Origin of the sequence: Lactiplantibacillus sp. B652, assembly GCF_023806745.1 — a bacterium.
Classification (GTDB): Bacteria; Bacillota; Bacilli; order Lactobacillales; family Lactobacillaceae; genus Lactiplantibacillus; species Lactiplantibacillus pentosus.
This window is the reverse complement of the sequence record NZ_JAMSKY010000002.1, coordinates 254987-276351: the sequence shown is the minus strand read 5'-3', so window position 1 is coordinate 276351 and position 21365 is coordinate 254987. Positions and strand designations below refer to the sequence as shown.

Here is a 21365-nt window from a genome sequence, read left to right as displayed (position 1 = left end):
GGATGAACAAATGGAGAAATTATATGATAGTTTTGACCGGCTCCATGATTATGTCCGGTTATCGATTACTGATCGGTGCAATTTGCGGTGTGTTTACTGTATGCCCAAGGAAGGTTTGCCATTCTTCCCAACTGACCGGGTGTTATCGCAGGATGAAATCGTCCAGATGATTGAGAACTTTGCCGCAATGGGTGTTTCAAAAGTGCGCATCACCGGGGGCGAACCATTATTGCGGACTGACGTGGTCGAAATCGTGCGGCGCATTAAGGCCGTTGAAGGGATCAACGACGTCTCGATTACGACGAATGGCCTGTTTTTGGCGAAATTGGCGAAGCCACTCAAAGAAGCTGGTTTAGACCGACTCAACATTAGTTTGGATACGTTCAAACCAGACCGGTACCGTAAGATTACGCGTGGCGGGAATATTCAGCAGGTCTTAGACGGAATCGCAACGGCCAGCAAGTTACATTTTAAGAAAATCAAATTAAACATTGTGTTGATTAAAGGTCAAAATGACGATGAAGTGCTAGATTTTCTGCAGTATACCAAGGATCACGACGTCAATGCTCGGTTTATCGAATTTATGCCGATTGGTAATTCCCTCAAGACATGGCAAAAGGAGTACGTCGGCTTGAAGAGTGTCTTTGATACTTGCGATGAAAACGGCCTGACCTACCATCCAATTGAACTTCGAGGTAACGGTCCATCGGATAATTATCAGATCGACGGTTACGAGGGGAGCTTTGGTTTGATTCATCCAATCAGTTCGAAGTTCTGTGAAAACTGTAATCGGTTACGGATCACAGCGGACGGCTACGTGAAGGCGTGCCTCTACTGGAACGAAGAAATCGACATTCGTGCGGCCATCGGTGACCCAGCGGCATTTCGTCAATTGATTCAAAAAGCCTTAGATAACAAGCCACTCAACCATGAAATGGCCATGAAGGAGACGGACCGGATTATCGACAAAGCCCCAACATGGCGTCATATGAGTCAGATTGGAGGATAAATCATGACTGTTGAAGAAGCACAAACCAGTAATCGGGGGCGCGCGTATTTGGCGCTGGGACTGGCAACTGTTGCAATGATCGTTTGTTTTATGTCGTGGTCGAACTTTGCACCGCTCGCGGGGGAGTTGGCGACGAAGTTTCACCTTAGTGTCTCACAACGGACGCTACTGTTAGCGACACCAGTTCTGCTCGGCTCCATCATGCGGATTCCAGTGGGGATTTTGAGTGATCGGTATGGGGGTAAGAAAGTCTACTTAATTTTGATGGCTTTTATTCTCATTCCACTGATTATGATTACGAAAGTTCACACGTACGGCATGTTACTCGTGGCAGCGCTGCTCGTTGGGATGGCCGGCACATCGTTTGCCGTGGGAGTCTCCTATGCGTCGGTCTGGTTTCCACCAGAAAAACAAGGACTTGCGCTCGGCATCGTCAGTATGGGGAACATGGGTAACGCCGTCGCAGCGTTGACGCTACCTTCGATTTCAACGTCCTATGGCTTTAACGTGGTCTACTATTTCTTAATGATTTTGACGGTGATCTTAGCCGTGTTATTTGCGATTTTCTGTCGTGAAATGCCGGTCGATAAGACCAAGACGGTCACAGGAGCGTTAGCGGTCGCCAAAGAAAGCAGTACTTGGTATCTGTCATTATTCTATTTCTTGACTTTCGGGTTGTTCGTTTCATTTACGAATTTAACGCCACTCTTCCTAGAAGATATTTTCAAAGTCCCACAAGTCACGGCCGGATTATACGCTGCCTTATTTGCGGGCTTATGTACGATCGTCCGGCCTATCGGGGGTGCGGCAGCTGATAAGTGGCGGCCGATGCAGATGCTCCAGTGGATTTTTATTGGGATCACGGTCTTTGCCATCATCATTACCCTGACGTTCAGTAATCAGTCACTGTTCATCTTTGGTATCGTGGGTGCCGGATTGATCGCTGGTTTCGGTAACGGGGTCATTTTCAAGATGGTGCCGTACGTTTCAAAGGGAAATACTGGGGCGGTGACCGGCTTTGTTGGTGCGCTTGGTGGCCTCGGTGGGTTCTTCCCACCATTGCTCGTCGGTTGGATTCATACCTGGACTGGGAGTTACCGGTTAGGCATCGTGCTACTGGCCTTGACTGGGTTGGTCTGCTGGTACGCATTGTGGCGTCGATTCATTCACGGGGACGTGCATATCGTGAAGTAAGTTGTAATCGATTACAGTTGTGTGTCAAATATTAGCAATTGACATAAAAACGCTTATAAAAATGGTATAATTAAACGCATAACAGTTAGACAGGAGTGTGGCAGAATGGCAGATGGCATTGGTGAAGGCGAAGAATTCTCGCCGATTGAAGACGCGGTGATGAAATCACTTGAGGATGTAATCGATCCAGAATTAGGTATCGATATGGTCAATTTAGGCCTGATTTACGATATTCACGTTGATGATGGCGGTAATTGTGTGGTTACCATGACGTTAACGACCATGGGCTGCCCACTTGGGAACTTATTAGCCGACCAAATCAACCGCGCGGTGACTAGCGTTGACGGTGTGACGGGCTGTGAAATTGATCTAGTCTGGGAACCAGCTTGGGATATGAGCAAAATGAGCCGGTTTGCGAAGGTCGCGTTGGGTATCCACGGTTAAGTGGTCGCCAGGATTAAATTGTGAAATGGGGTTGAAACGAGTATGGACATTCAAAAATTTGTGGTCCGTCGTAAGGCCCTGAAAATTTCACAAGTGAAGTTATCGACTGGCATTTGCACGCAAGCAACCCTCAGCAAGTTTGAGCGACGTGGGCGGGTGCCATCACTAGCGATTTTGGAACAACTGTGCGGCCGACTCGGGCTGACGGTCGATGATTTAAACGAAAGTCGCGACCACTCAGTGACTCAAGTTCGTGCGCAACTGGATGAGATCGAACGGCAGTTGATGATGGAAAACTACCAACCTGTTTTACAGGCGTTAAAACAAGTACAGGTCGCGCAAATCGAGGCGGTCCCACTAAAAATGCAATTTTACTATCTCAGTGGGCTACTTAAATCATTGATCAATGGTGCCGCCAGTGATGTCTGTTTTGATTTCGATCAAATCCTAGATGACCTGGACCAGTCCCACGAGACCGTCTTCACCCCGTTAGCCTATGTTGGGCTAGGTGTGATGTACAGTCGGCTGGCGGAATTGGAAAAGGCGCAGTTTTATTTTGAAAAGGTTCATCAGGCGATCGAACAGTTAATGGCGGCAGTTGCTGACCAAGACTACTTGCGACTGCTGACGATGATTTTCTATACGGCTGAGTATTACAGCATGCGTGCCGACTTTGCGACCAGCAACCAATTGATCGACGATGGTGTCAACCTGTGTTCCAGTCAACACGTGACTTACTATTTGCCACGGCTCAAATATTTGGCGGCGGCAAATGCCATCGAACGTCAGCGCCCAGCTGCTGAAATTCAGCAGCTACTGAGCGAGGCAGTTGCGTTTGCCCGCATCAACCATAACCAGGTCGTGGAAGTCAAAACGGCGGCGTTACGAAGTCGGTATTTACGTGCAAGTAAACGGGCTTAATGGCGCAAGTTACTAGCGTGTCAGTTAGCATTCACATTAAAAAGCAGTTCGACCCGTATTCAAGACGAATGCGGGTCGAGCTGCTTTTAGACTATCGGGCCACAACTGGGAGCGGTTGAATCATGAACAATTGCCCAAACAACAGCCGCATCGAAGTGATCCACCTGGAGGACTTCAATGCGGCTAGTTGTTGATGTGAGATGAGGTTGAACCAGAATGATAACGATGAATATCCGCCAGCAACCGTTGTCGACGAGCCCATCACTGTTCGCCTCATCACACCTATGCTTCATTAGTTGTTAGTTGCTGTCAGTCGTTCCAAGGCCCGTTCAACGCGTTGGCGCGTGTCACCGGCGGGTAATTGCTGGCAATCCAGACGGGCTTGATCGACCAGTTCATTGGCCATCGTGAGGGCGGGTTCCAGTCCAGTCGCGAGGACTTTTTGTTGGGCGGCCACGAATTGGTCGGCAGTGGGCTGGTGCGCTTGATGGAAGAAGTCGTAGAAATAACCCGCTTCATTTTCAAAGCCAAAGAGTAGCGGCAATGGGTAGTCGCCACGTAACAGCCGTTCATGAAAATCGGCGATCTGCCGTGTATCTTGGACGTCATGGTGAATCTTGGCAATAATCCCAATCGTTTCCCCGATGGCGCGGGCTAGGCCGCTCACGGCTGTGTCGGTATCGGCAAGACTTGCGGCGAGTTCCGCACTCAGACCAGTCAGTCGGGCCGAGCGATCCTTGGTATCCTTTAGAAAGTCGGCAATGCGTTCGCGCTGGTTGAAGTTCAGTCGCAACCGGTTGAGATTAGCGAGCGGTAACTCGGTGGCGGCCGTAAATAGGTCTTGTTTCGTGGTATCGGCTAGACCAGTCGCATGAACCACTAACTGATTGAAACGTTGACCCAGATATTGACTGGCATAGGCCTGTGCTTTACTGATGGCCAAGTCGTTCAGGGTCGGTTTAGGTGTGAAACTGGCACGATTCAGATTGGTCGCTAGCGCCAAACACTCGACGGCTTGTGTCAATTCGGATGTCGGACTGCCGGCACCAAACAGCGTGTAAACCGCTTGGCGCTCATGGTGCGCATCAGTATCAACGCCCGTTAATAAATCACGGACAGGGGCTGGTAGGTGGGCCAGTAATTTTTGAAAATCGTCTTCTAAGGCGACGTCATAATCTAGTAACATGCATGTTTGCCCCCATTAATCTTGAAATTGATCCACTTCGCGGGCCAGTTGTTCGGCAATTGGGACGAAAATATCGCTGAAATACTTGTCCATGTCGATTCGAGTTGTCGTATCATCCAGGGCCGCTTGTGCGCGCTGATAGGCATCGTTGCGCATGTTGATAATCAGTAGTTTTTTCTGATGATGCAGATGTTTGACGAGTTTGTCACCATTGGTTGTCTCACGATTCTTCTCGATGAAGTAGTAAAGCGTCTCGTAGAAAGTATTATCCAGTACCCAGAAGAGGGTGTTGCGTGAAACCTTGTCATTCATGACCTGGGCAAACAAATCGTCACCCAAAAGCTCATGTTTGACGAAAGCGGCTGCTGAAAGAACAATTGCCTGAATTTCGTGCATGTCAGCCATGTACGCGCTAAAATGGCCCAAGTCTTCGTCGGCTAATTCGAAACCTAATTTAGACTTCCGAGTGGCGGCATCCATCATCTTGAAGTTGTTTTGATACTCACTTTGGACATCGACGCTATCGGCGATCAAATCGCGTTCCATCGTCACCAACAAGTTCTGATTGACTTGCAGGTCTGCTTTGACCACCGCCCAGATTTTGGCAAATTGGGTGTTGAAATCTGCGAATAATGCTTGCGTACTGTCTACGATTTGTTTTTGAACTTGGCCTTTTTCAGTATGAGGTGCAAATTGAACAACCAACGGAATTGAATCGTCATCTGCACTGAGACCAGCTTCTTCACGGCGTTTAGTTTCGTAGGCTTTTAATTCATCCAAACTCAGCAGACCCAGTGGCATGACGTTGATTTCACCATTTGTCGTCATGATTTGCAGTGAGAAGGGGGTGTCCGCGTGTTGGTTCATCGTGAATGACTTTAAAGTCTCGCTGAGCTTGCTACGGGTCCCCAATTCATCTTCAGGATCCGCATAGAAGCCAGCCGTATAAATGGCGATGTTATCATACTTTGCAGCTAATTTTTCTTGAATATCCATGAACGGCCTCCTATGCTTCTGGTTGGTTGTCAGTATCTGTCGCGGCGGCTGCTTCATTACCATCATTGTTATCGTTGGTATTGGTAAGGGCTTGCAATTTTGTCGTGCCCGCTTCAGTTAACGTCGCCTTGGTCAGGTCGATACTGGCCAAGGTATGACTGTAGTTGTCGTCCAGGGTCGCGTTGTTCAGGTAACCACGTCCAACAGCCACGCTCACTGTTTGGTAGAGCATTGAATTGGGATTGACTTGTCTTCCTTGGTGAAAACGGTGGGTCGCAACGTCCCGTAGGATTCCTAATAGTTCTTCATCTTGACTAACATTATGTGCCATGAGGTAGTGCTCCTTCCAAGTGCTTTTAACCCTAGTTTAGCGGACTGCATCGGTATTAGATATTGGGGAAATGACTAATATTACGTGGCGTGAATTTTGTTGGCGTGTTTCATCGAAAAAGGCTTAATTACGCCTGCTGAAGAATATTGGAAACCGTGTGAGCTGGCGTAGATTAGTGGTCGGCGTGGGCGCGAACTGGCTTTTTCGAGGACGAAATAGGGGCCCCATCGGTAGACGAACCCAAGCCAACTACTGCGCCCGTTTGAGATGCAAATAACGCCACTCGGCGAAGCGCCGGTTTAAGCATGAATCCATGACCAATTCACCCGTCTCAGACGTCCAGTAGCTAAATGTGGTTAAAAAAAGAACCCAGCCAGTGCTAGATTCTGCGGTGAAACAATTAAGTTAAAGACGCCACCCATCGTGCCGATTAGAAGTCAATCAAATGATGGTGAATAGCGTAGCGAATCAAATCTGCGCGGTTGTTGAGCGCTAGTTTATGCATAATATTGGCTTTATGCGCTTCAACCGTTTTAGTTGAAATAAACAGTTTGGCAGCAATTTCCTTGTTGGAGTAGCCTAACGCAACCAGTGGGAAGACTTCGCGTTCACGTTTGGACAGACCATTGTAGCCGGTCAGATTCGTGTCGACACCGTCTGAATTGATTTGCTGAACATCGGATTTGGTCATGACGATATTGGCATCGACATATTCCTCACCGCTCGCAACCGTTTTCAAGGCTTTCAGTAATTCATCGTCAGAAGAACTCTTCATGATATAGGACATGGCACCATTATGTAGCGCTTTATTGATATACTCCTGTTCTTCGTGCATCGACAAAATTAAGATCCGGACATCCGGAAAATGTTCGTGAATGCGTTGGGTCGTGATGAGGCCACTTTCACCAGGGGGCATGCTTAAATCCATGACGAGGATATCCACGTCACCTTGTTCAACGCGTAGGTAGGTCGAAGTGCCATCCGCGGCTTCATCGATAACTTCAAAATTAGGTTGTTGGTTAATTAAGTAGGCTAACCCTGAACGGACGACGGCATGGTCATCCGCGATTAAGACGTGATACATGATAAAACAACTCCTCTATGCAAATTGGCAAATAGGCAAATATGGCAAAAGGTAACGCTGGTGTCGTGTGGTTGGTAAACTTGGTGGGACGGTAATGCAAGGCTTGTCCAGCCTGTTCAGTTGTGAGCGAGCAATCTCAGCGTGACTGCTTATTTGTCGTTTGGCTCTAAGCCATCAAACGCACACCGGCTATCGTTCGTGGCGAACACGATTCAATCGTTCCCCACGAATTCTCGATGATCGACTCAATCTGGTTCATCAGCCATCGGAAACTTTGCCGTAACGGTGGTGCCGTGTCCAGGTTGCGAATGAATACCAAACGTGCCGTTGAGTGCTTTGACCCGTTCATTCATATTCAATAGTCCCAGTGAGTGCCCGTTAAACCCGGATTGCGCAGGAACTGAAAAACCTTGGCCGTCGTCGATGACTTCGAGTGTAACGTAGTGATGATGGGCAACTAATAACAAATTGATTTCATTAGCGTGGGCGTGTTTAAGGGCATTATTGATTGACTCCTGGGCCAACCGGTAGAGCACGTTTTGCACGTCAGTCGAGAGCGGCATTGCCTTATCCTGGCCGGTCACGGTAATCGTGACGCCGGAGTTAGCCTGGAGACGTTTGGCGAGCGCCCGCAACGCGGCTAATAAGCCGAAATTGTCTAGGACTGAAGGTCGAATGTCCAGTGCCATGCCTTTAACTTCGGCTAAGGTATCTTCCAGTTGTGTTTCAATCACTTGAGTCAGGGCTTGGGTCTGACTGGAATTCGCTTGATCATCGCTGATTCGACGCACGCCCATGATTGCGGAGTAAATCCCTTGGGCGATACTATCGTGGAGGTCCGCTGAAATTTTCTTACGTTCCTCTTCGTGTGCCCGGTTCACGTATGCGTTCAGTTGCCGTTGCTGCGCCAATTGATCCATTCGTTTGATGGTGCCCCGATTTTTGAGCGTCAGTGAGAAGACCCGCTCGGTTTTATCGATAACGTGATAAATGAGAAAGTAATTGAGTGGGTGGGGCTTGTTGACCGCCAGCGTAATTGGAATCGAAATTTCCGGCATCAGATTGCGGATGACACAGTCAAAGCAATCATCAGTCGTATTAAACTTTTGTTGAACCGCGTTATCCGCGACTTGTACTAAATAATTGGGGTCGAAATCCAATTCCGCTTGCAAATCACGGGCGAGTTGATTACTGATGACGAGTTGTTCATCTTTAAAAATCAGCACCGCATCCGTTGCCTCTGCAAAGTATTGTTGAATCCAATGATTTGATTCTAGCAAAAAGTCGGCCTCCCTTCGCCGAATTAAAAAGTGGCCAAGTAACGGGAAAGCCGACTGACAGTTGTTTCAGAAACAGTTTGCGTGGAGCGATAGCCGACTAGCAGCACTCCGACGACTAATCGAAAGGGGGTCGCTAGAATCGGAATCGCTGCGGCCGCCGTCAATGATTCACTGGCGGCAATCGGGGTATACAGGGCATCACTGTAACTGGTGGCGCGTAACGCATTCTTCCAAAATGGTTTACCCGTGCGAACCACTAATCCGGCAATGCCAATTCCACTACGCAATACGATATTACGAAACTGCTCACTTTGATTTCCGGCAACGTATTGCCAAGTAATCTGATGGGGCGGTTGCGCACTTTGTAGGGCAATACCGACAAAATCAAAATCGCTTGTCTGGTAGAGTTGGTCAACGACCTGTTGATAATTTGGTCGATTGGCATTTTCAGCTAAGGTCACTTTTTATTCCTCCTTTATCATACCATGATTACAACGGTTTGAAACCGATTTACACATTTTTATTTTTTACAATTATACATAAATGGAATATTTTATCAGATTTATGCCAACTGATTTATTTTACCTTATTACTATAGTTAATGGGTAGCGTCTTGAAATCATTGTGCTAATTAAGTTGTCTTGAAGCATGATTAAATCATGCCAGTTGGTGGATTCCTGTTCGTCAGCCGATACGTGCCTTAGTCCGACTTCCGGGGCCGGCTGACAACGCTGGAACAGGGCGGACATCGATTTGAACTCACGCAGCAACCCACTGCGCAATTTCAAATACGAGTCTTCTTCTAGCCCGGGAAACCCGCCCGGACAAGAAGAACTTCGCCCTTGAGCATTGTCCGGCGGGCCGGCCAGTCGGGAACTCGCTCGAATGGCGGATGAACGGCCACCTATCTTAGTGCAATTGACCAATGAATATTTAGTTGCAGTAACTTCAAACAAACTTTGAATCAGCATGACACTGATTTGTCGCATTTAAATGTTACCCGACCATCCAAATGTTGGTAAAAAGCCATGAAATTAGTCGATAGTCCTGGCTTTCACTTAGCATAAAGGTTTTGTCAGCTCAGGTGAGTAGCTAAAATCTATACAACCTTCAGTAATGCTGCTGAGTCTTGTAATTAAACACGAGTATGATCGCTTTCGTCATAAACGGTTTATTACCAAAAAGACTGTTTACGAAGAATCGACGACTAGTCCGTCAAAAGGTTGGGTCCGCATATGTCTGCCTTTCGAATATTATCCAGCGTTGTCAGAAACGCCTGTAAGCCGGCTTAGGACGCGGACATAAAGCAACTTTACGCAAGCCTGAACTGTTCCCAGCGGGCCTCAGCTGGTGTGTTTTGATTTGGAAACTAATATCAAAACAGCGCTTAAGATTCCCGGTATTGATCCGCAACATCTAATTTGAAATCAGGATCGACGAATTGCCGGTAGTGGTCGTAGTCTTGGCGGACGGCGCGCAGCTGCATATCTAGTTTATCCAATTGATCATCTTTTTCAAGTGAGCGCATTTCTTCGTTGACTTCACTGACGCGGTTTTCGAGCATGGTCTGGCGAAGTCCTAAGTCGGTCAGGGCCACCTGTAATAATTTTTGAAAATCACGGTCGGACATGCCTGCTTTAGTTAACATCTGTAAGTGCCTCCAGTTTATTTAAATTGATTAGTGCACGGCTAGCAGGAAAAGTGATGGGAACAGCCTGGCAAGTGGCGGTCATAAAGTGGCTGACCCGTAAATCACCTAATAATAAATCGTCGCGGACGATGGCTTGACTCGTTTGAAAGTGGCTGACGAGGTAGTGGTCGCGCGTCGGTGTGGCCGCGTAGCAGTTGGCTGCGGTCGTTAGAGTTGTCAAAATGGTCGTGGTCATTAGGGGATAGTCGACGGCTAATAACAAGTAGTCAGTGAGTTCAGGCGAAAGACAGGTTGTCACGTAGATACCGCTGAGCGGACCTTGCTGTACAAACGGGGCTTGATCGCGGGTGACGGTCACGTGCTGGTCGCTTGCAAATTGGGCCGCGAGCGCACTGAAATTGTTGGTATTCGCGCTAACAATCACGTGCTCGCACAGTAGTTGTAACTTGGCCGCAGCCAAACCGACATTGTTGAGTGGCTGATTGGCCAACTGGTAACGGGCTTTATCTTGACCAAAGCGCTGTGATTGACCGCCCGCTAAAACGATTCCCAGCATTTCTAGGCCTTCTTTCTTATGATTCAGGTGTGTCGTGATAGACGAAGTGGCCGCTTTTGCCACCATCTTTTTCAACGAGGTGGATGTCACTGATCAGCATGCCACGGTCGATCGCCTTGCACATGTCGTAGATCGTCAGTAAAGTCACCTGAACGGCAAGTAACGCTTCGATTTCAACGCCGGTGACGTGTTTGGTCTTGACGAGCACGTCGACGGTGATGGTGTCGGTGTCATTATCGCTAAAATGAATGTCGACGCCCGTCAGTGGAATCAGGTGGCACATGGGAATTAGATTGCTGGTCTGTTTAGCTGCCATGATACCAGCCACTTGGGCGACTGCGAGTACGTCGCCTTTTTTAATTTGACCATCGTGAATCCGCTGAAGCGTCGCGGGGTGCATCGAGATTTGGCCGGTGGCGGTCGCGACGCGGTGAGTGACGGCCTTGTCGGTGACGTCAACCATCTTCGCGCGGTTCTGGTCGTTAAAATGCGTCAATGAATCTGTCATAGAAATCAGTCCTCCGTTTCCTTGAAATTAAAGTCCGTTAAGTAGTGTTGTTGAAACCAGTCGCAGATGGCTGGCACCCCAATTAGCGTTGCGTCTGGGTGAGCGGTTAAACTAGCGAACACTTGAATGTTCGGGTACGCGGCAAAATCGGTCGCGCAATCTTCTGGTCGTAGCAAGACTAACTTGGGGTAGTCGGCTTGCTTGAATCCTTCTAGTAAAATAACGTCGGTCGTCGCCGGTAGCTGCGCAATCAAAGCGCTGACGGGCGGCATTTGCGGCGTCGTTTGATGATAAAACGTGCCGTTGGCTGACTGTAGCAGGACGGCTTGGGCACCGGCGTCACTAAAACGTGCGGTATCGGTGCCAGGCACGTCCATACTGCTGGCATGGGCGTCGTGTTTGAGTACGCCCACGCGTAATTGTTGTGCGCTGAGTTGCCGAACCAAAGCCGTCGTAATCCGCGTTTTACCACTTTTTTTATAACCAATTATTTGAAAGGTAAGAGCCATGTTTCCACCTCGGCATTGAGTGCGATCGGTTGGTTACTGTGTGGAATCTTAATCAAACACGTCGTCGTTTGTAGGTTGCTGAGCGCGCCTGAACGGTCAGGGCCATTCGGATAAGTGGCGTACTGGCCATCTTCAACGGTGTAAGTCGCGCGTAGGATGCGGTCGAAGCCGTTGGTCTTATGATATGGCGCGGCCAAGCGTGATGTGACTTTTTGCAGGCGAGTAGCTTGATGGACAAACCGCCGTAACAATGGTTCGACGTACAGGTAAAAGCCAGTGTAGCAGGCGCCCGGATTACCAGATAAGGCCATGACGAGGGTCTGGTCTTGCACGAACGCGGTGGTGACGCTACCGGGACGCTGCTTGATTTTATTGAACAACAATTCGTCAGCTTGACGTGCTGTATCGCCGATGAAGTCAAAGTCACCGACTGAAACGCCGCCGTCTGTGATAACAATGTCGTTTTCGGCAATGGCTTTTTGGAGCGAAGCTTGGAGCAAATCGTTGTCATCGACGAGCTGTTCAACACTCGTCACGATACCGCCATTTTCACGGACGAGTTCAGGAATCAAGATACCGTTACTATTGTAGATTTTACCTTCTTGGACGGGTTCGTCAGCTGCCATCAATTCACTACCAGTCGTGATGACTGCGACGCGTGGCTGCCGATAAACGTTAACCCTTTGGACGCCGAGTGCGGTCAAACCAGCCAGTCCGCCGGGATTCAATTCGGTGTCTTTTTCAATCAAAACATCGCCGGCCTGATATTCTTCGCCGATTTCGGTAATGTTGCTGTGCTTTTCAGGGACCACGATGTTGATGTGATGATCGTCGAGGTCGCGGGTCTTTTCCAGCATAACAACGACGCCAGCGTCAACTGGGACGTCCGCCCCCGTCATGATACGGACGGCTTCATCTTGGCCCAGTCGTTGATGAAAGGTGGCACCAGCTGGGACGTTGCCGACGACTTTGAATTCATGTGGATAATCGTGGTCGTCCGCGTGGCGAATCGCGAAGCCGTCAACACCGGACCGCCGGAAATGCGGATAGGCGAAGGGAGCGGTTACCGTTTCAGCCAAGACGCGGTGATTGGCTTCTGCGACAGGAATCGTTTCAGTGACGGTTGGCAGTGCAACGTTGTTGATTTTAGCTTGTGCTTCGGTAATTGAGATCGGATATCTTCTAGTTAACATAGCGATTACTCCTTGTTTCGTTATTTGTGACGTTCATATAGTAGGTGTTCAAATTCAGGTAAGATCAATTGATCCAGGGCCGTGCGACAGGCATTAGTAGACCCTGGTAGGCAGTAGCAGAGCTGGTTGCGCACGTTGAAACCAGCTTCGGCCTTAGAAGCTAGCGCCCGGGTGCCGATTTCTTCAAACGACAGCTCGCGGAAGGCTTCACCAAAGCCTGGAATCATAGTAGGCAGTAACGGTGTCAGTGCGGCAATCGTCACATCGCGTTGCGCAATGCCAGTACCGCCATTCGTGACGATCAGGTCGGGTCCGAGTTGTTCAAAGGCCAGGAATTGCTGCTGAATGTCTACGATGTCATCAATGACGACGTGACGTGCCATGACAGTGACCCCATGGCTTTCAAGCTGTGAGGCAATCAATTTGCCAGACTTATCCGTTCGCAAGTCGCGGGTATCGCTGACGGTCAAAATACAAGCACGAGTCATGAAACGCTCACCTCCAGAAATGGGTTTAATTGGGTTTGTAACCGGTTGAATAATTGGGTTGCGGCTGTGATATCAGGTAGGCCATAGAGCAGGACCTTACCGTTTTTGAAAATACTGACAGTTTTGTCTTCGGCGGTAAAGCTGACAAAACTGGCGTGGGCGTTGACCGTTAACTGACGGTCGACGAGCCAGTCACCGATTGCTGCGAGTTGGGGCCGACTATTCAAGCGGCCCTGATAGGTTTCCGTCCCACAGAGGACTTGTACCTGATTCGGAATCGCGGGCTCAGTCAAGTCCCAATCGGTGCGCTGACAAGTTGGACAGGCCGGATTCTTACGCACGCGAAATGCTTGTTGTGACAGTTGCCAATTGTCGACCGTGGTGAGTTGGTCGAAGTTGACCGTGCTGGCATCGACTAAATAATGTAGTGCGAGTGAAACTTGTAGACCAGCGATAATTGGAACGAGCGCCGTGTTGACACCCAGTAAGTCACAATCGGTCTGCTGAAGTTCAGCAAGATTGGGGTAGACACAATTGAGGCAAGCGTGCTGGCGTGCTCGAATCGGCATCACACTACCAAACGTCCCCGCACAGCTTGCAAAAATATAATCAAAATTTCGCACGAGCGCGGCTCGATTCAATAAGATCCGTGCGCCATAGTTATCTAAACAATCGAGAACTAGGTCAAATGTCGTTTCCTGTAAAAGGTCACCAGATAGCGATGTGTGCATTGCCGTGATGTCAACCTGATGATTGATTGCCAATAAATGACGTTTTGCTGCGTCAACTTTGAGGGCGCGCTGCTGCACATCGGCTTCCGTAAATAGCGTTTGACGCTGAAGATTCGTCAGTGACACCGTATCTGGGTCAACCAGAATCAAGTGACCGACGCCAGAACGGACGAGCTGTTCAGCCGCATAGCTACCCAAGGCACCGACGCCAGCAATTAAGATGGTCGCCGCGCTGATCTTCGCCTGCCCAGCGGCACCAATGGCGGCCACGCGTTCTTGGCGGTCGTAACGATTTAGCATGTGCTCATCTTCTTTCTACATATTAAATATTGTGCGAATTTTGTGAATCATAATCTAAAGATGCTAATTTTAATGGTAACTATTCTTAAAATCAGACGTCTAATTTCATTCGTGCGCCATAAATGGTAAAACCGCATCCGTTCGGCGTTATTGACCGATAAGGCCCATTTAAAATTCAATGGCTAAAATGAAAAAATATAGGTGTTTCCCTAGTCGAAGTATAACAAAACGCCTGCTACCATAGATATTAGGGAAATGGCTTACTTTTAATTCAAGCCGTTTACACGTGATAAAGGAGGTCTTATCGGTGAAGAAATCTCGGTTCTTTAAAAACGTCGAGAAGTTCAACGGCACGTTCACACAGCTGGAAGAAAATAGCCGGCGCTGGGAACGACTCTACCGGGAACGCTGGTCGCATGATAAAGTGGTCCGTACGACTCACGGCGTCAACTGTACCGGTTCATGTAGCTGGAATGTGTATGTTAAGCAAGGCATCATTACTTGGGAACATCAGGCAACGGATTATCCGGAATGTGGGGTGAACATGCCTGGATACGAACCACGGGGCTGTCCGCGGGGGGCTAGTTTTTCCTGGTATGAATATAGTCCGGTTCGGATCAAGTATCCTTATATTCGGGGCAAATTATGGCAATTATGGACGGATGCCAAAAAAGCGCACACTAATCCGTTAGACGCCTGGGCCAGCATTGTCGAAGACCCAGAAAAGACTAAGCTGTATAAGTCAGCACGTGGTCATGGCGGCATGGTGCGGGTCCATCGCCCAGAAGCACTTGAATTGATTTCAGCCATGTTACTTTACACCATTAAAACGTATGGTCCGGATCGGTTGGCTGGGTTTACGCCAATTCCGGCGATGTCAATGATCAGTTATGCCTCCGGAGCTCGTTTCATGTCACTACTTGGTGGTGAGATGCTCAGCTTCTACGACTGGTACGCGGACTTGCCACCGGCTTCCCCACAAATCTGGGGTGAACAAACCGATGTGCCCGAATCAGCGGATTGGTACAACAGTCAATATATTATGATGTGGGGCTCGAACGTCCCACTGACGCGGACACCCGATGCCCATTTCATGACGGAAGCCCGGTATCACGGCGCCAAAATCGTGGCGGTCAGTCCAGATTATGCAGAAAACGTCAAGTTTGCGGATAACTGGCTGGCACCTAATCCGGGTTCCGATGCCGCTTTGGCACAAGGCATGACGCACGTGATTTTGCAAGAGTTCTACCAGAATCGCCAAACGCCTGAATTTTTGAATTATGCCAAGCAATATACGGACTTGCCATTCATGGTCATGCTGAAACCGAGTGCGGCTAATGATAGCGATTACACTTCTGGCCGGTTCGTTCGAATCTCTGACTTACAAGGTAAGCAAGCAGCGGTGAATGCGGAATGGAAGCCAGTCGTGTTTGACCAGAACCAACAGCAAGTCGTCGTGCCAAATGGGACGATTGGGCAACGTTGGGAAGCTGGTCAGCAGTGGAATTTGACTTTGAAAGACGCAGACGGCAACGACATTGACCCACAACTCACGGTTAACGCCGAACAACAAGTCGTGATTGATTTTCCAACTTTCGATGCTTATGGCAATGGCGTGCTCAAACGCCACGTCCCCGTCCAAACGGTCACTTTCGCGGATGGTCAACAACAGTTAGTCACGACCGTTTACGAATTAATGTTGGCTCAATATGGGATCGACCAAGGCACGCACGATGAATTGGCAGCGAGTGGTTACGATGATGTCAACAGTCGCTACACGCCAGCATGGCAGGAGACGGTCACCGGGGTCAAAGCCTCATTAGTCGTTCAAATTGCCCGCGAGTTTGCCCAAAACGCCTTAGATACTGGCGGTAAGACGATGGTCATCATGGGTGCTGGTATCAACCACTGGTTCAACTCTGATATGACGTATCGTTCGATCATCAACAACTTGATGTTGTGTGGTTGTGAAGGCGTCTCTGGTGGTGGCTGGGCGCACTATGTCGGCCAAGAAAAATTACGGCCACAAGAAGGCTGGAGTACGATTGCCTTTGCCAATGACTGGCAAGCAGGCGGTGCCCGGCAACAAAATGGGACCTCATTCTTCTACTTTGCTTCTGATCAGTGGAAATACGATGAACTCGACAATGCCGCACAGAAGTCACCGGTCAGTGGCTCTGCGCACGCCTATGAACATGCTGCGGACTACAACCAGCTTGCGATTCGGCTCGGATGGTTACCATCGTATCCACAGTTTGATCGCAGTTCGCTGGCATTCGCTAAACAGTATGACTCGACTGACATCAATGAAATCTCGAAGCACGTGGTTGAAGAATTGAAATCTGGTCAGTTGCACTTTGCAGCGGAAGATCCAGATGCTAATCAAAATCAACCGAAAGGCCTATTCATCTGGCGTTCGAACCTCTTTACCTCTTCTGGTAAGGGGCAAGAATACTTTATGAAACACTTGTTAGGGGCTGAAAATGGCTTGTTGGCAAAATCCAATAGTCGTTGTCAACCAGAAGAAATGGTGTGGAACGATGACACGATCACCGGTAAGCTCGATTTAGTCGTTGACATGGACTTCCGGATGGTCGCAACGCCGATGTACTCCGACGTGATTTTACCAGCGGCAACTTGGTACGAAAAAGCTGACTTGTCCTCGACGGATATGCATCCGTTCATTCACCCGTTCAACGCAGCCATCAACCCAATGTGGGAATCCAAGAGTGATTGGCAACAGTTCAAGACGTTAGCCAAGACGTTCTCTGATATGGCGAAGAAGTACTACCCAACGCCACAGTACGACTTGAAGACCCAACCACTTGGCCACGATTCCAAGGGCGAAATCAGCCAACCATTGGGTGAGATTCGTGATTGGAAGAAGGGTGAAATTGACGCGATTCCTGGTCAAACGATGCCAGCCTTGTCACTGATCAAACGGGACTACACCCAAGTTTATGACAAGTACATTGCGTTAGGACCAAATGCCCGCGGCAAAGTCGGTGGGCTAGGGTTCAGTTATGATGTGTCACCGGAATACGATGAACTCAAGGATATCTTGGGTGAATATGACCGCGGTATCAACGAAGGCTGTCCAAAGCTCGACCAAGACAAACGCGTCGTTGATGCCATCTTGCATCTGTCGAGTACGTCAAATGGTCACGTGGCCAAGAAGGCCTGGGCCAATGCTGAAACCGTCACTGGTCGGCCATTGAGCGATATTAGTGCCGGTCGGACTGAAGAGCAGATGACGTTTAAGAGTATCACGGTGCAACCGGCAGAAGCCATTCCGACACCAATCTTTACGTCGGCTAAGCATGACGGCGACCGCTACTCACCATTTACGGTCAACGTTGAACGGTTAGTCCCATTCCGGACCTTGACTGGGCGGCAACAATTTTACTTGGACCATGAAATCTTCCAAGAATATGGTGAAAGTTTGGCCAACTATAAGCCGACCTTACCACCACAAGTCATGGCGCCTGGAGATACGGATGTTGCACCGGCCGACCATGAGCTGACATTGCGGTACATGACGCCACATGGCAAGTGGAACATTCACACGATGTACTACGATAATCTCGAAATGTTAACGTTGTTCCGGGGCGGTCCTAACGTCTGGTTGAGTCCGGTCGACGCCGATAAAGCCGGCATCAAGGATAACGACTGGCTGGAGATCTACAACCGTAACGGGGTCGTCACAGCGCGGGCCGTTGTTTCGCATCGGATGCCTGCTGGAACGATGTATATGTACCATGCACAAGATATGGAAATTCAAGAACCGTTGTCGACCATTACCGGTAATCGGGGTGGGTCACACAACGCGCCAACCCAAATTCACGTCAAACCGACTCAGATGGTCGGGGGCTATGGTCAATTGAGCTACGGGTTCAACTACTACGGGCCAATCGGTAACCAACGGGACCTGTACGTGAACGTACGGAAGTTAAAGAAGGTGAACTGGAATGAAGATTAAAGCACAAATTGGGATGGTCTTAAACCTCGATAAGTGTATTGGTTGCCATACGTGTTCAGTCACATGCAAAAACACTTGGACCAATCGGCCTGGGGCGGAATACATGTGGTTTAATAACGTCGAGACCAAACCAGGGGTCGGCTACCCGAAACGTTGGGAGGACGAAGACCACTATAAAGGTGGTTGGGAACTCAACAGCAAGGGGAAACTTCAACTCCGGGCAGGGAACAAAGTCAATAAGATCGCGCTCGGAAAGATTTTCTATCAACCCGACATGCCAGAATTAGATGACTATTACGAACCATGGACTTATGATTATCAAACTTTATTCGGTCCAGAAAAGTCGCATCAGCCGGTTGCGCGGGCCCGTTCCCAAATTACCGGACTGAAGATGGACTTGAAGACGGGGCCTAACTGGGATGATGACTTAGCGGGCTCACCAGAATACTTCAAGGCTGACCCCAACATGGAAAAAATCGAGACCGACATCAAGGCCAACTTTGAACAGGCCTTCATGATGTACCTACCACGGCTCTGCGAACACTGTCTGAACGCACCCTGCGTGGCATCCTGTCCTTCTGGTGCGATGTATAAACGTGATGAAGATGGTATCGTGTTGGTGGACCAAGAACGGTGTCGCGGCTGGCGTTTCTGCATGACTGGCTGCCCTTACAAGAAGGTCTACTTCAACTGGAAGACCCACAAGGCTGAAAAATGCACGTTCTGTTACCCACGGATCGAAGAGGGTGAACCAACTGTCTGTGCCGAAACTTGTGTTGGCCGGATTCGTTACATTGGTGCCATGCTCTATGACGCTGACCGGGTAGAAGAAGCCGCTGAGACACCTGAAGAAGATCAACTTTATCAAGCCCAACTGGACTTATTCTTGGATCCGAATGACCCAGAAGTGATCGAACAAGCGTTGGCTGACGGGATTTCAGAAGAAATGCTGGAAGCAGCACAAAATTCACCAATTTACCGGATGGCAGTCGAAGAAAAAATTGCCTTTCCATTGCATCCCGAATACCGGACAATGCCAATGGTTTGGTACATCCCACCGCTGTCACCAGTGATGAATTACTTTGAAGGCCGCGATTCGATCAAAGATCCTGAAATGATCTTCCCAGGGATCGACGAAATGCGGATTCCAGTGGATTATTTGGCTAGTTTACTAACTGGTGGCAATGTGCCGGCAATCAAGCACGCGCTCTATAAGTTAGCGATGATGCGGCTCTACATGCGGGCCAAGACCAGTGGCAAGGACTTTGACGTTGCCAAGTTACAACGTGTCGGTTTGACCACGGGTACTGCCACCTCACTGTATCGTTTACTGGCAATCGCCAAGTATGAAGACCGCTTTGTGATTCCACAAAATCACAAGGAACAGGTCGAGGATGCGCAGAGTGAACAGGGTGGCTTAGGCTACGATGAATGTGCCGGCTGTGCCTTAGCACCACAACACGGCAGTATGTTCAAGAAGGCTGAAGCTGGTGAATCGACCAACCAGATTTACGCAGAAAGTTTCTACGGGGGGATTTGGCGTGATTAATTTTAAACAATTGACAACCATCCGACCGGCCTTGGTGACACTGTCGCAACTGGTTGATTATCCCGATGAGGAGACGTTCACGGCCAGTAACCGTGCGGCACTCATGAGCTATCCCATCAACGCGCAAAAAGCGAAGTTGTTGGCCGCCTTTGATGCGATTGCCGCTCAAACACCACTCGAACAGCAGGCCCATTATGCCGGCTTGTTTGAAATGAATAAGCGTTACACCTTGTACATGAGCTATTACAAGATGACGGATTCACGCGAACGCGGCACGATTCTGGCCAAACTCAAGATGATGTATGAAATGTTTGGCTTGACGACGGTTAACAGTGAATTGGCAGACTTTTTGCCCTTGCTGCTAGAATTCCTGGCATACGGTCATTTCGAAGGGGACGCCCGGCAACAAGATATTAAGCTCGCCTTTCAAGTGATTGAAGATGGCACCTATACCTTATTGCAAAATGCCGCCGCGGACTTGGATGATCCGTATTTCCAACTTTTACAGGTCGTTCGGGCCACCTTACGAACCTGTGTCGAAACGGGGGTCGTGGCGTCATGAAAGATTTCTTCTCCGTGGTCGTATGGGTCATTTACCCGTATGCCATGTTGTTATCGTTCTTTTTCGGAACCTTTATCCGACTCAAGTTTTATCCAGCTAGCGTCACCGCAGTTTCCAGTGAAATGCTAGAAAAGAAAAAGCTGATGATTGGTGCAATCACCTTTCACGTTGGGATTATCCTAGCGTTCTTCGGCCACATCTTAGGAATTTTGATTCCCAAAGCTTTTACGGATTTCCTAGGGATTTCGGATGAAATGTATCATATGTTTGGCTCCCTGATGATGGGGACCGGTGCCGGGGTGTTAGCGCTGGCTGGGATGATTATCCTGACTTACCGGCGTTTCACCAATGTGCGGGTCTTCATGACCAGTTCGTGGAGCGACTTGATGGTCAACGTAGCCCTGTTGATTACGATTATCTTAGGGTTATCATCAACGCTGTCCGGGCCATTTCACCCGACCTTTGACTACCGGACGACTTTATCAGTCTGGGCGCGGTCCTTGTTCTACTTCCAACCAAAATGGTGGTTGATGGCCAACGTACCGTGGATTTACAAGATTCACGTGGTTTGTGGCTTTGCAATTTTCGGTTTCTTCCCGTACACCCGGTTGATTCACGCGATTGCGATTCCATATCAATACTTCTACCGCCGTTACATTGTGTATCGTCGGCGGCCACGGGTCTAGCAGCTATCGCTTAAATGTAAATTAACTAATGCTGGTCTTCGGACTTCGAGAATGCTGAATTCTTGAAGTCTGGGGGCCAGTTTTTGGTTGCCGGCGGTGCTAGTTTGGCGGTGATTTCGGGCTGATTTCAAAATGAGTAGGCGCAGGAGATTTGACGGGCACCTTGGTCAGAAAATGGCGTGGCCCGGAAGATTTGACGGTAGCTTGG

At 49.1% G+C, this 21365-nt stretch carries 22 protein-coding genes; 8 read left to right on the top strand and 14 right to left on the bottom strand.

Features of this window, described 5'->3' with window-relative positions:
• The first annotated feature begins 10 nt into the window (after positions 1–10).
• From moaA to MZO40_RS04015, 4 genes are all read left to right on the top strand, one after another.
• Positions 11–1009 (top strand): GTP 3',8-cyclase MoaA, encoded by a 999-nt coding sequence (moaA, locus tag MZO40_RS04030; RefSeq protein ID WP_105924380.1) that lies wholly within the window; start codon positions 11–13, stop codon positions 1007–1009.
• A gap of 3 nt (positions 1010–1012) precedes the next feature.
• A complete protein-coding gene (locus tag MZO40_RS04025; RefSeq protein ID WP_050340059.1) occupies positions 1013–2203 on the top strand; it encodes a NarK/NasA family nitrate transporter in 1191 nt (396 codons plus the stop codon).
• A 105-nt stretch (positions 2204–2308) separates the two neighbouring features.
• A complete protein-coding gene (locus MZO40_RS04020; protein WP_003638496.1) occupies positions 2309–2647 on the top strand; it encodes a metal-sulfur cluster assembly factor in 339 nt (112 codons plus the stop codon).
• A 42-nt stretch (positions 2648–2689) separates the two neighbouring features.
• The gene (locus MZO40_RS04015) at positions 2690–3568 is read left to right on the top strand and encodes a helix-turn-helix domain-containing protein (RefSeq protein ID WP_252133116.1); all 879 of its coding nucleotides are present in this window, start codon (positions 2690–2692) and stop codon (positions 3566–3568) included.
• A 91-nt stretch (positions 3569–3659) separates the two neighbouring features.
• Here MZO40_RS04015 and MZO40_RS04010 read toward each other — a convergent pair whose 3' ends face one another.
• From MZO40_RS04010 to MZO40_RS03945, 14 genes are all read right to left on the bottom strand, one after another.
• On the bottom strand, positions 3660–3848 hold the full coding sequence (locus MZO40_RS04010; RefSeq protein ID WP_133305822.1) for a hypothetical protein: 189 nt from the start codon (positions 3846–3848) through the stop codon (positions 3660–3662).
• Between the two features lie 12 nt (positions 3849–3860).
• Positions 3861–4754, bottom strand: a complete 894-nt coding sequence (locus MZO40_RS04005; protein ID WP_105961873.1) for a hypothetical protein — start codon at positions 4752–4754, stop codon at positions 3861–3863.
• Between the two features lie 15 nt (positions 4755–4769).
• A complete protein-coding gene (locus MZO40_RS04000; protein ID WP_065674677.1) occupies positions 4770–5750 on the bottom strand; it encodes a hypothetical protein in 981 nt (326 codons plus the stop codon).
• 10 nt (positions 5751–5760) lie between these two features.
• Complete coding sequence (locus tag MZO40_RS03995; protein ID WP_105961872.1) at positions 5761–6081, bottom strand: hypothetical protein; 321 nt, start codon at positions 6079–6081, stop codon at positions 5761–5763.
• Positions 6082–6511: 430 nt separating this feature from the next.
• Entirely contained in the window at positions 6512–7165 is a 654-nt protein-coding gene (locus MZO40_RS03990; protein ID WP_050340064.1) for a response regulator transcription factor, read from the bottom strand.
• A gap of 245 nt (positions 7166–7410) precedes the next feature.
• Positions 7411–8445: a sensor histidine kinase gene (locus MZO40_RS03985; protein WP_105961871.1), complete on the bottom strand. Its 1035-nt coding sequence runs from the start codon at positions 8443–8445 to the stop codon at positions 7411–7413.
• 23 nt (positions 8446–8468) lie between these two features.
• Complete coding sequence (locus tag MZO40_RS03980; protein WP_105961870.1) at positions 8469–8906, bottom strand: GAF domain-containing protein; 438 nt, start codon at positions 8904–8906, stop codon at positions 8469–8471.
• A gap of 926 nt (positions 8907–9832) precedes the next feature.
• Positions 9833–10093 (bottom strand): hypothetical protein, encoded by a 261-nt coding sequence (locus MZO40_RS03975; RefSeq protein WP_105961869.1) that lies wholly within the window; start codon positions 10091–10093, stop codon positions 9833–9835.
• Positions 10083–10652, bottom strand: a complete 570-nt coding sequence (locus MZO40_RS03970) for a molybdenum cofactor guanylyltransferase (RefSeq protein WP_252133115.1) — start codon at positions 10650–10652, stop codon at positions 10083–10085. Before MZO40_RS03970 ends, MZO40_RS03975 begins: the two co-directional genes overlap by 11 nt.
• A gap of 16 nt (positions 10653–10668) precedes the next feature.
• Positions 10669–11160 carry a cyclic pyranopterin monophosphate synthase MoaC gene (moaC, locus tag MZO40_RS03965; protein WP_050340068.1) on the bottom strand — a complete coding sequence of 164 codons (492 nt, stop codon included), beginning with the start codon at positions 11158–11160 and terminating at the stop codon, positions 10669–10671.
• Positions 11161–11165: 5 nt separating this feature from the next.
• Positions 11166–11669 (bottom strand): molybdopterin-guanine dinucleotide biosynthesis protein B, encoded by a 504-nt coding sequence (mobB, locus tag MZO40_RS03960; RefSeq protein WP_252133114.1) that lies wholly within the window; start codon positions 11667–11669, stop codon positions 11166–11168.
• Positions 11648–12862: a molybdopterin molybdotransferase MoeA gene (locus MZO40_RS03955; protein ID WP_105961866.1), complete on the bottom strand. Its 1215-nt coding sequence runs from the start codon at positions 12860–12862 to the stop codon at positions 11648–11650. The genes mobB and MZO40_RS03955 overlap by 22 nt, the downstream gene beginning before the upstream one ends.
• A 20-nt stretch (positions 12863–12882) precedes the next feature.
• Positions 12883–13350: a MogA/MoaB family molybdenum cofactor biosynthesis protein gene (locus tag MZO40_RS03950; RefSeq protein ID WP_050340071.1), complete on the bottom strand. Its 468-nt coding sequence runs from the start codon at positions 13348–13350 to the stop codon at positions 12883–12885.
• Positions 13347–14381: a HesA/MoeB/ThiF family protein gene (locus tag MZO40_RS03945; RefSeq protein ID WP_252133113.1), complete on the bottom strand. Its 1035-nt coding sequence runs from the start codon at positions 14379–14381 to the stop codon at positions 13347–13349. Before MZO40_RS03945 ends, MZO40_RS03950 begins: the two co-directional genes overlap by 4 nt.
• Before the next feature lie 307 nt (positions 14382–14688).
• On the opposite strand from MZO40_RS03945, the gene MZO40_RS03940 reads away from it, so the two are divergent.
• Genes MZO40_RS03940 through narI form a run of 4 tightly spaced genes read left to right on the top strand, consistent with a single transcriptional unit; the run spans position 14689 to position 21157 of the window.
• Complete coding sequence (locus MZO40_RS03940; RefSeq protein ID WP_252133112.1) at positions 14689–18360, top strand: nitrate reductase subunit alpha; 3672 nt, start codon at positions 14689–14691, stop codon at positions 18358–18360.
• A complete protein-coding gene (gene narH, locus MZO40_RS03935) occupies positions 18350–19909 on the top strand; it encodes a nitrate reductase subunit beta (RefSeq protein WP_003638512.1) in 1560 nt (519 codons plus the stop codon). The genes MZO40_RS03940 and narH overlap by 11 nt, the downstream gene beginning before the upstream one ends.
• Positions 19902–20471, top strand: a complete 570-nt coding sequence (narJ, locus tag MZO40_RS03930) for a nitrate reductase molybdenum cofactor assembly chaperone (protein ID WP_088769646.1) — start codon at positions 19902–19904, stop codon at positions 20469–20471. The genes narH and narJ overlap by 8 nt, the downstream gene beginning before the upstream one ends.
• Complete coding sequence (gene narI, locus MZO40_RS03925; RefSeq protein WP_003638514.1) at positions 20468–21157, top strand: respiratory nitrate reductase subunit gamma; 690 nt, start codon at positions 20468–20470, stop codon at positions 21155–21157. Before narJ ends, narI begins: the two co-directional genes overlap by 4 nt.
• Positions 21158–21365: the final 208 nt, after the last annotated feature.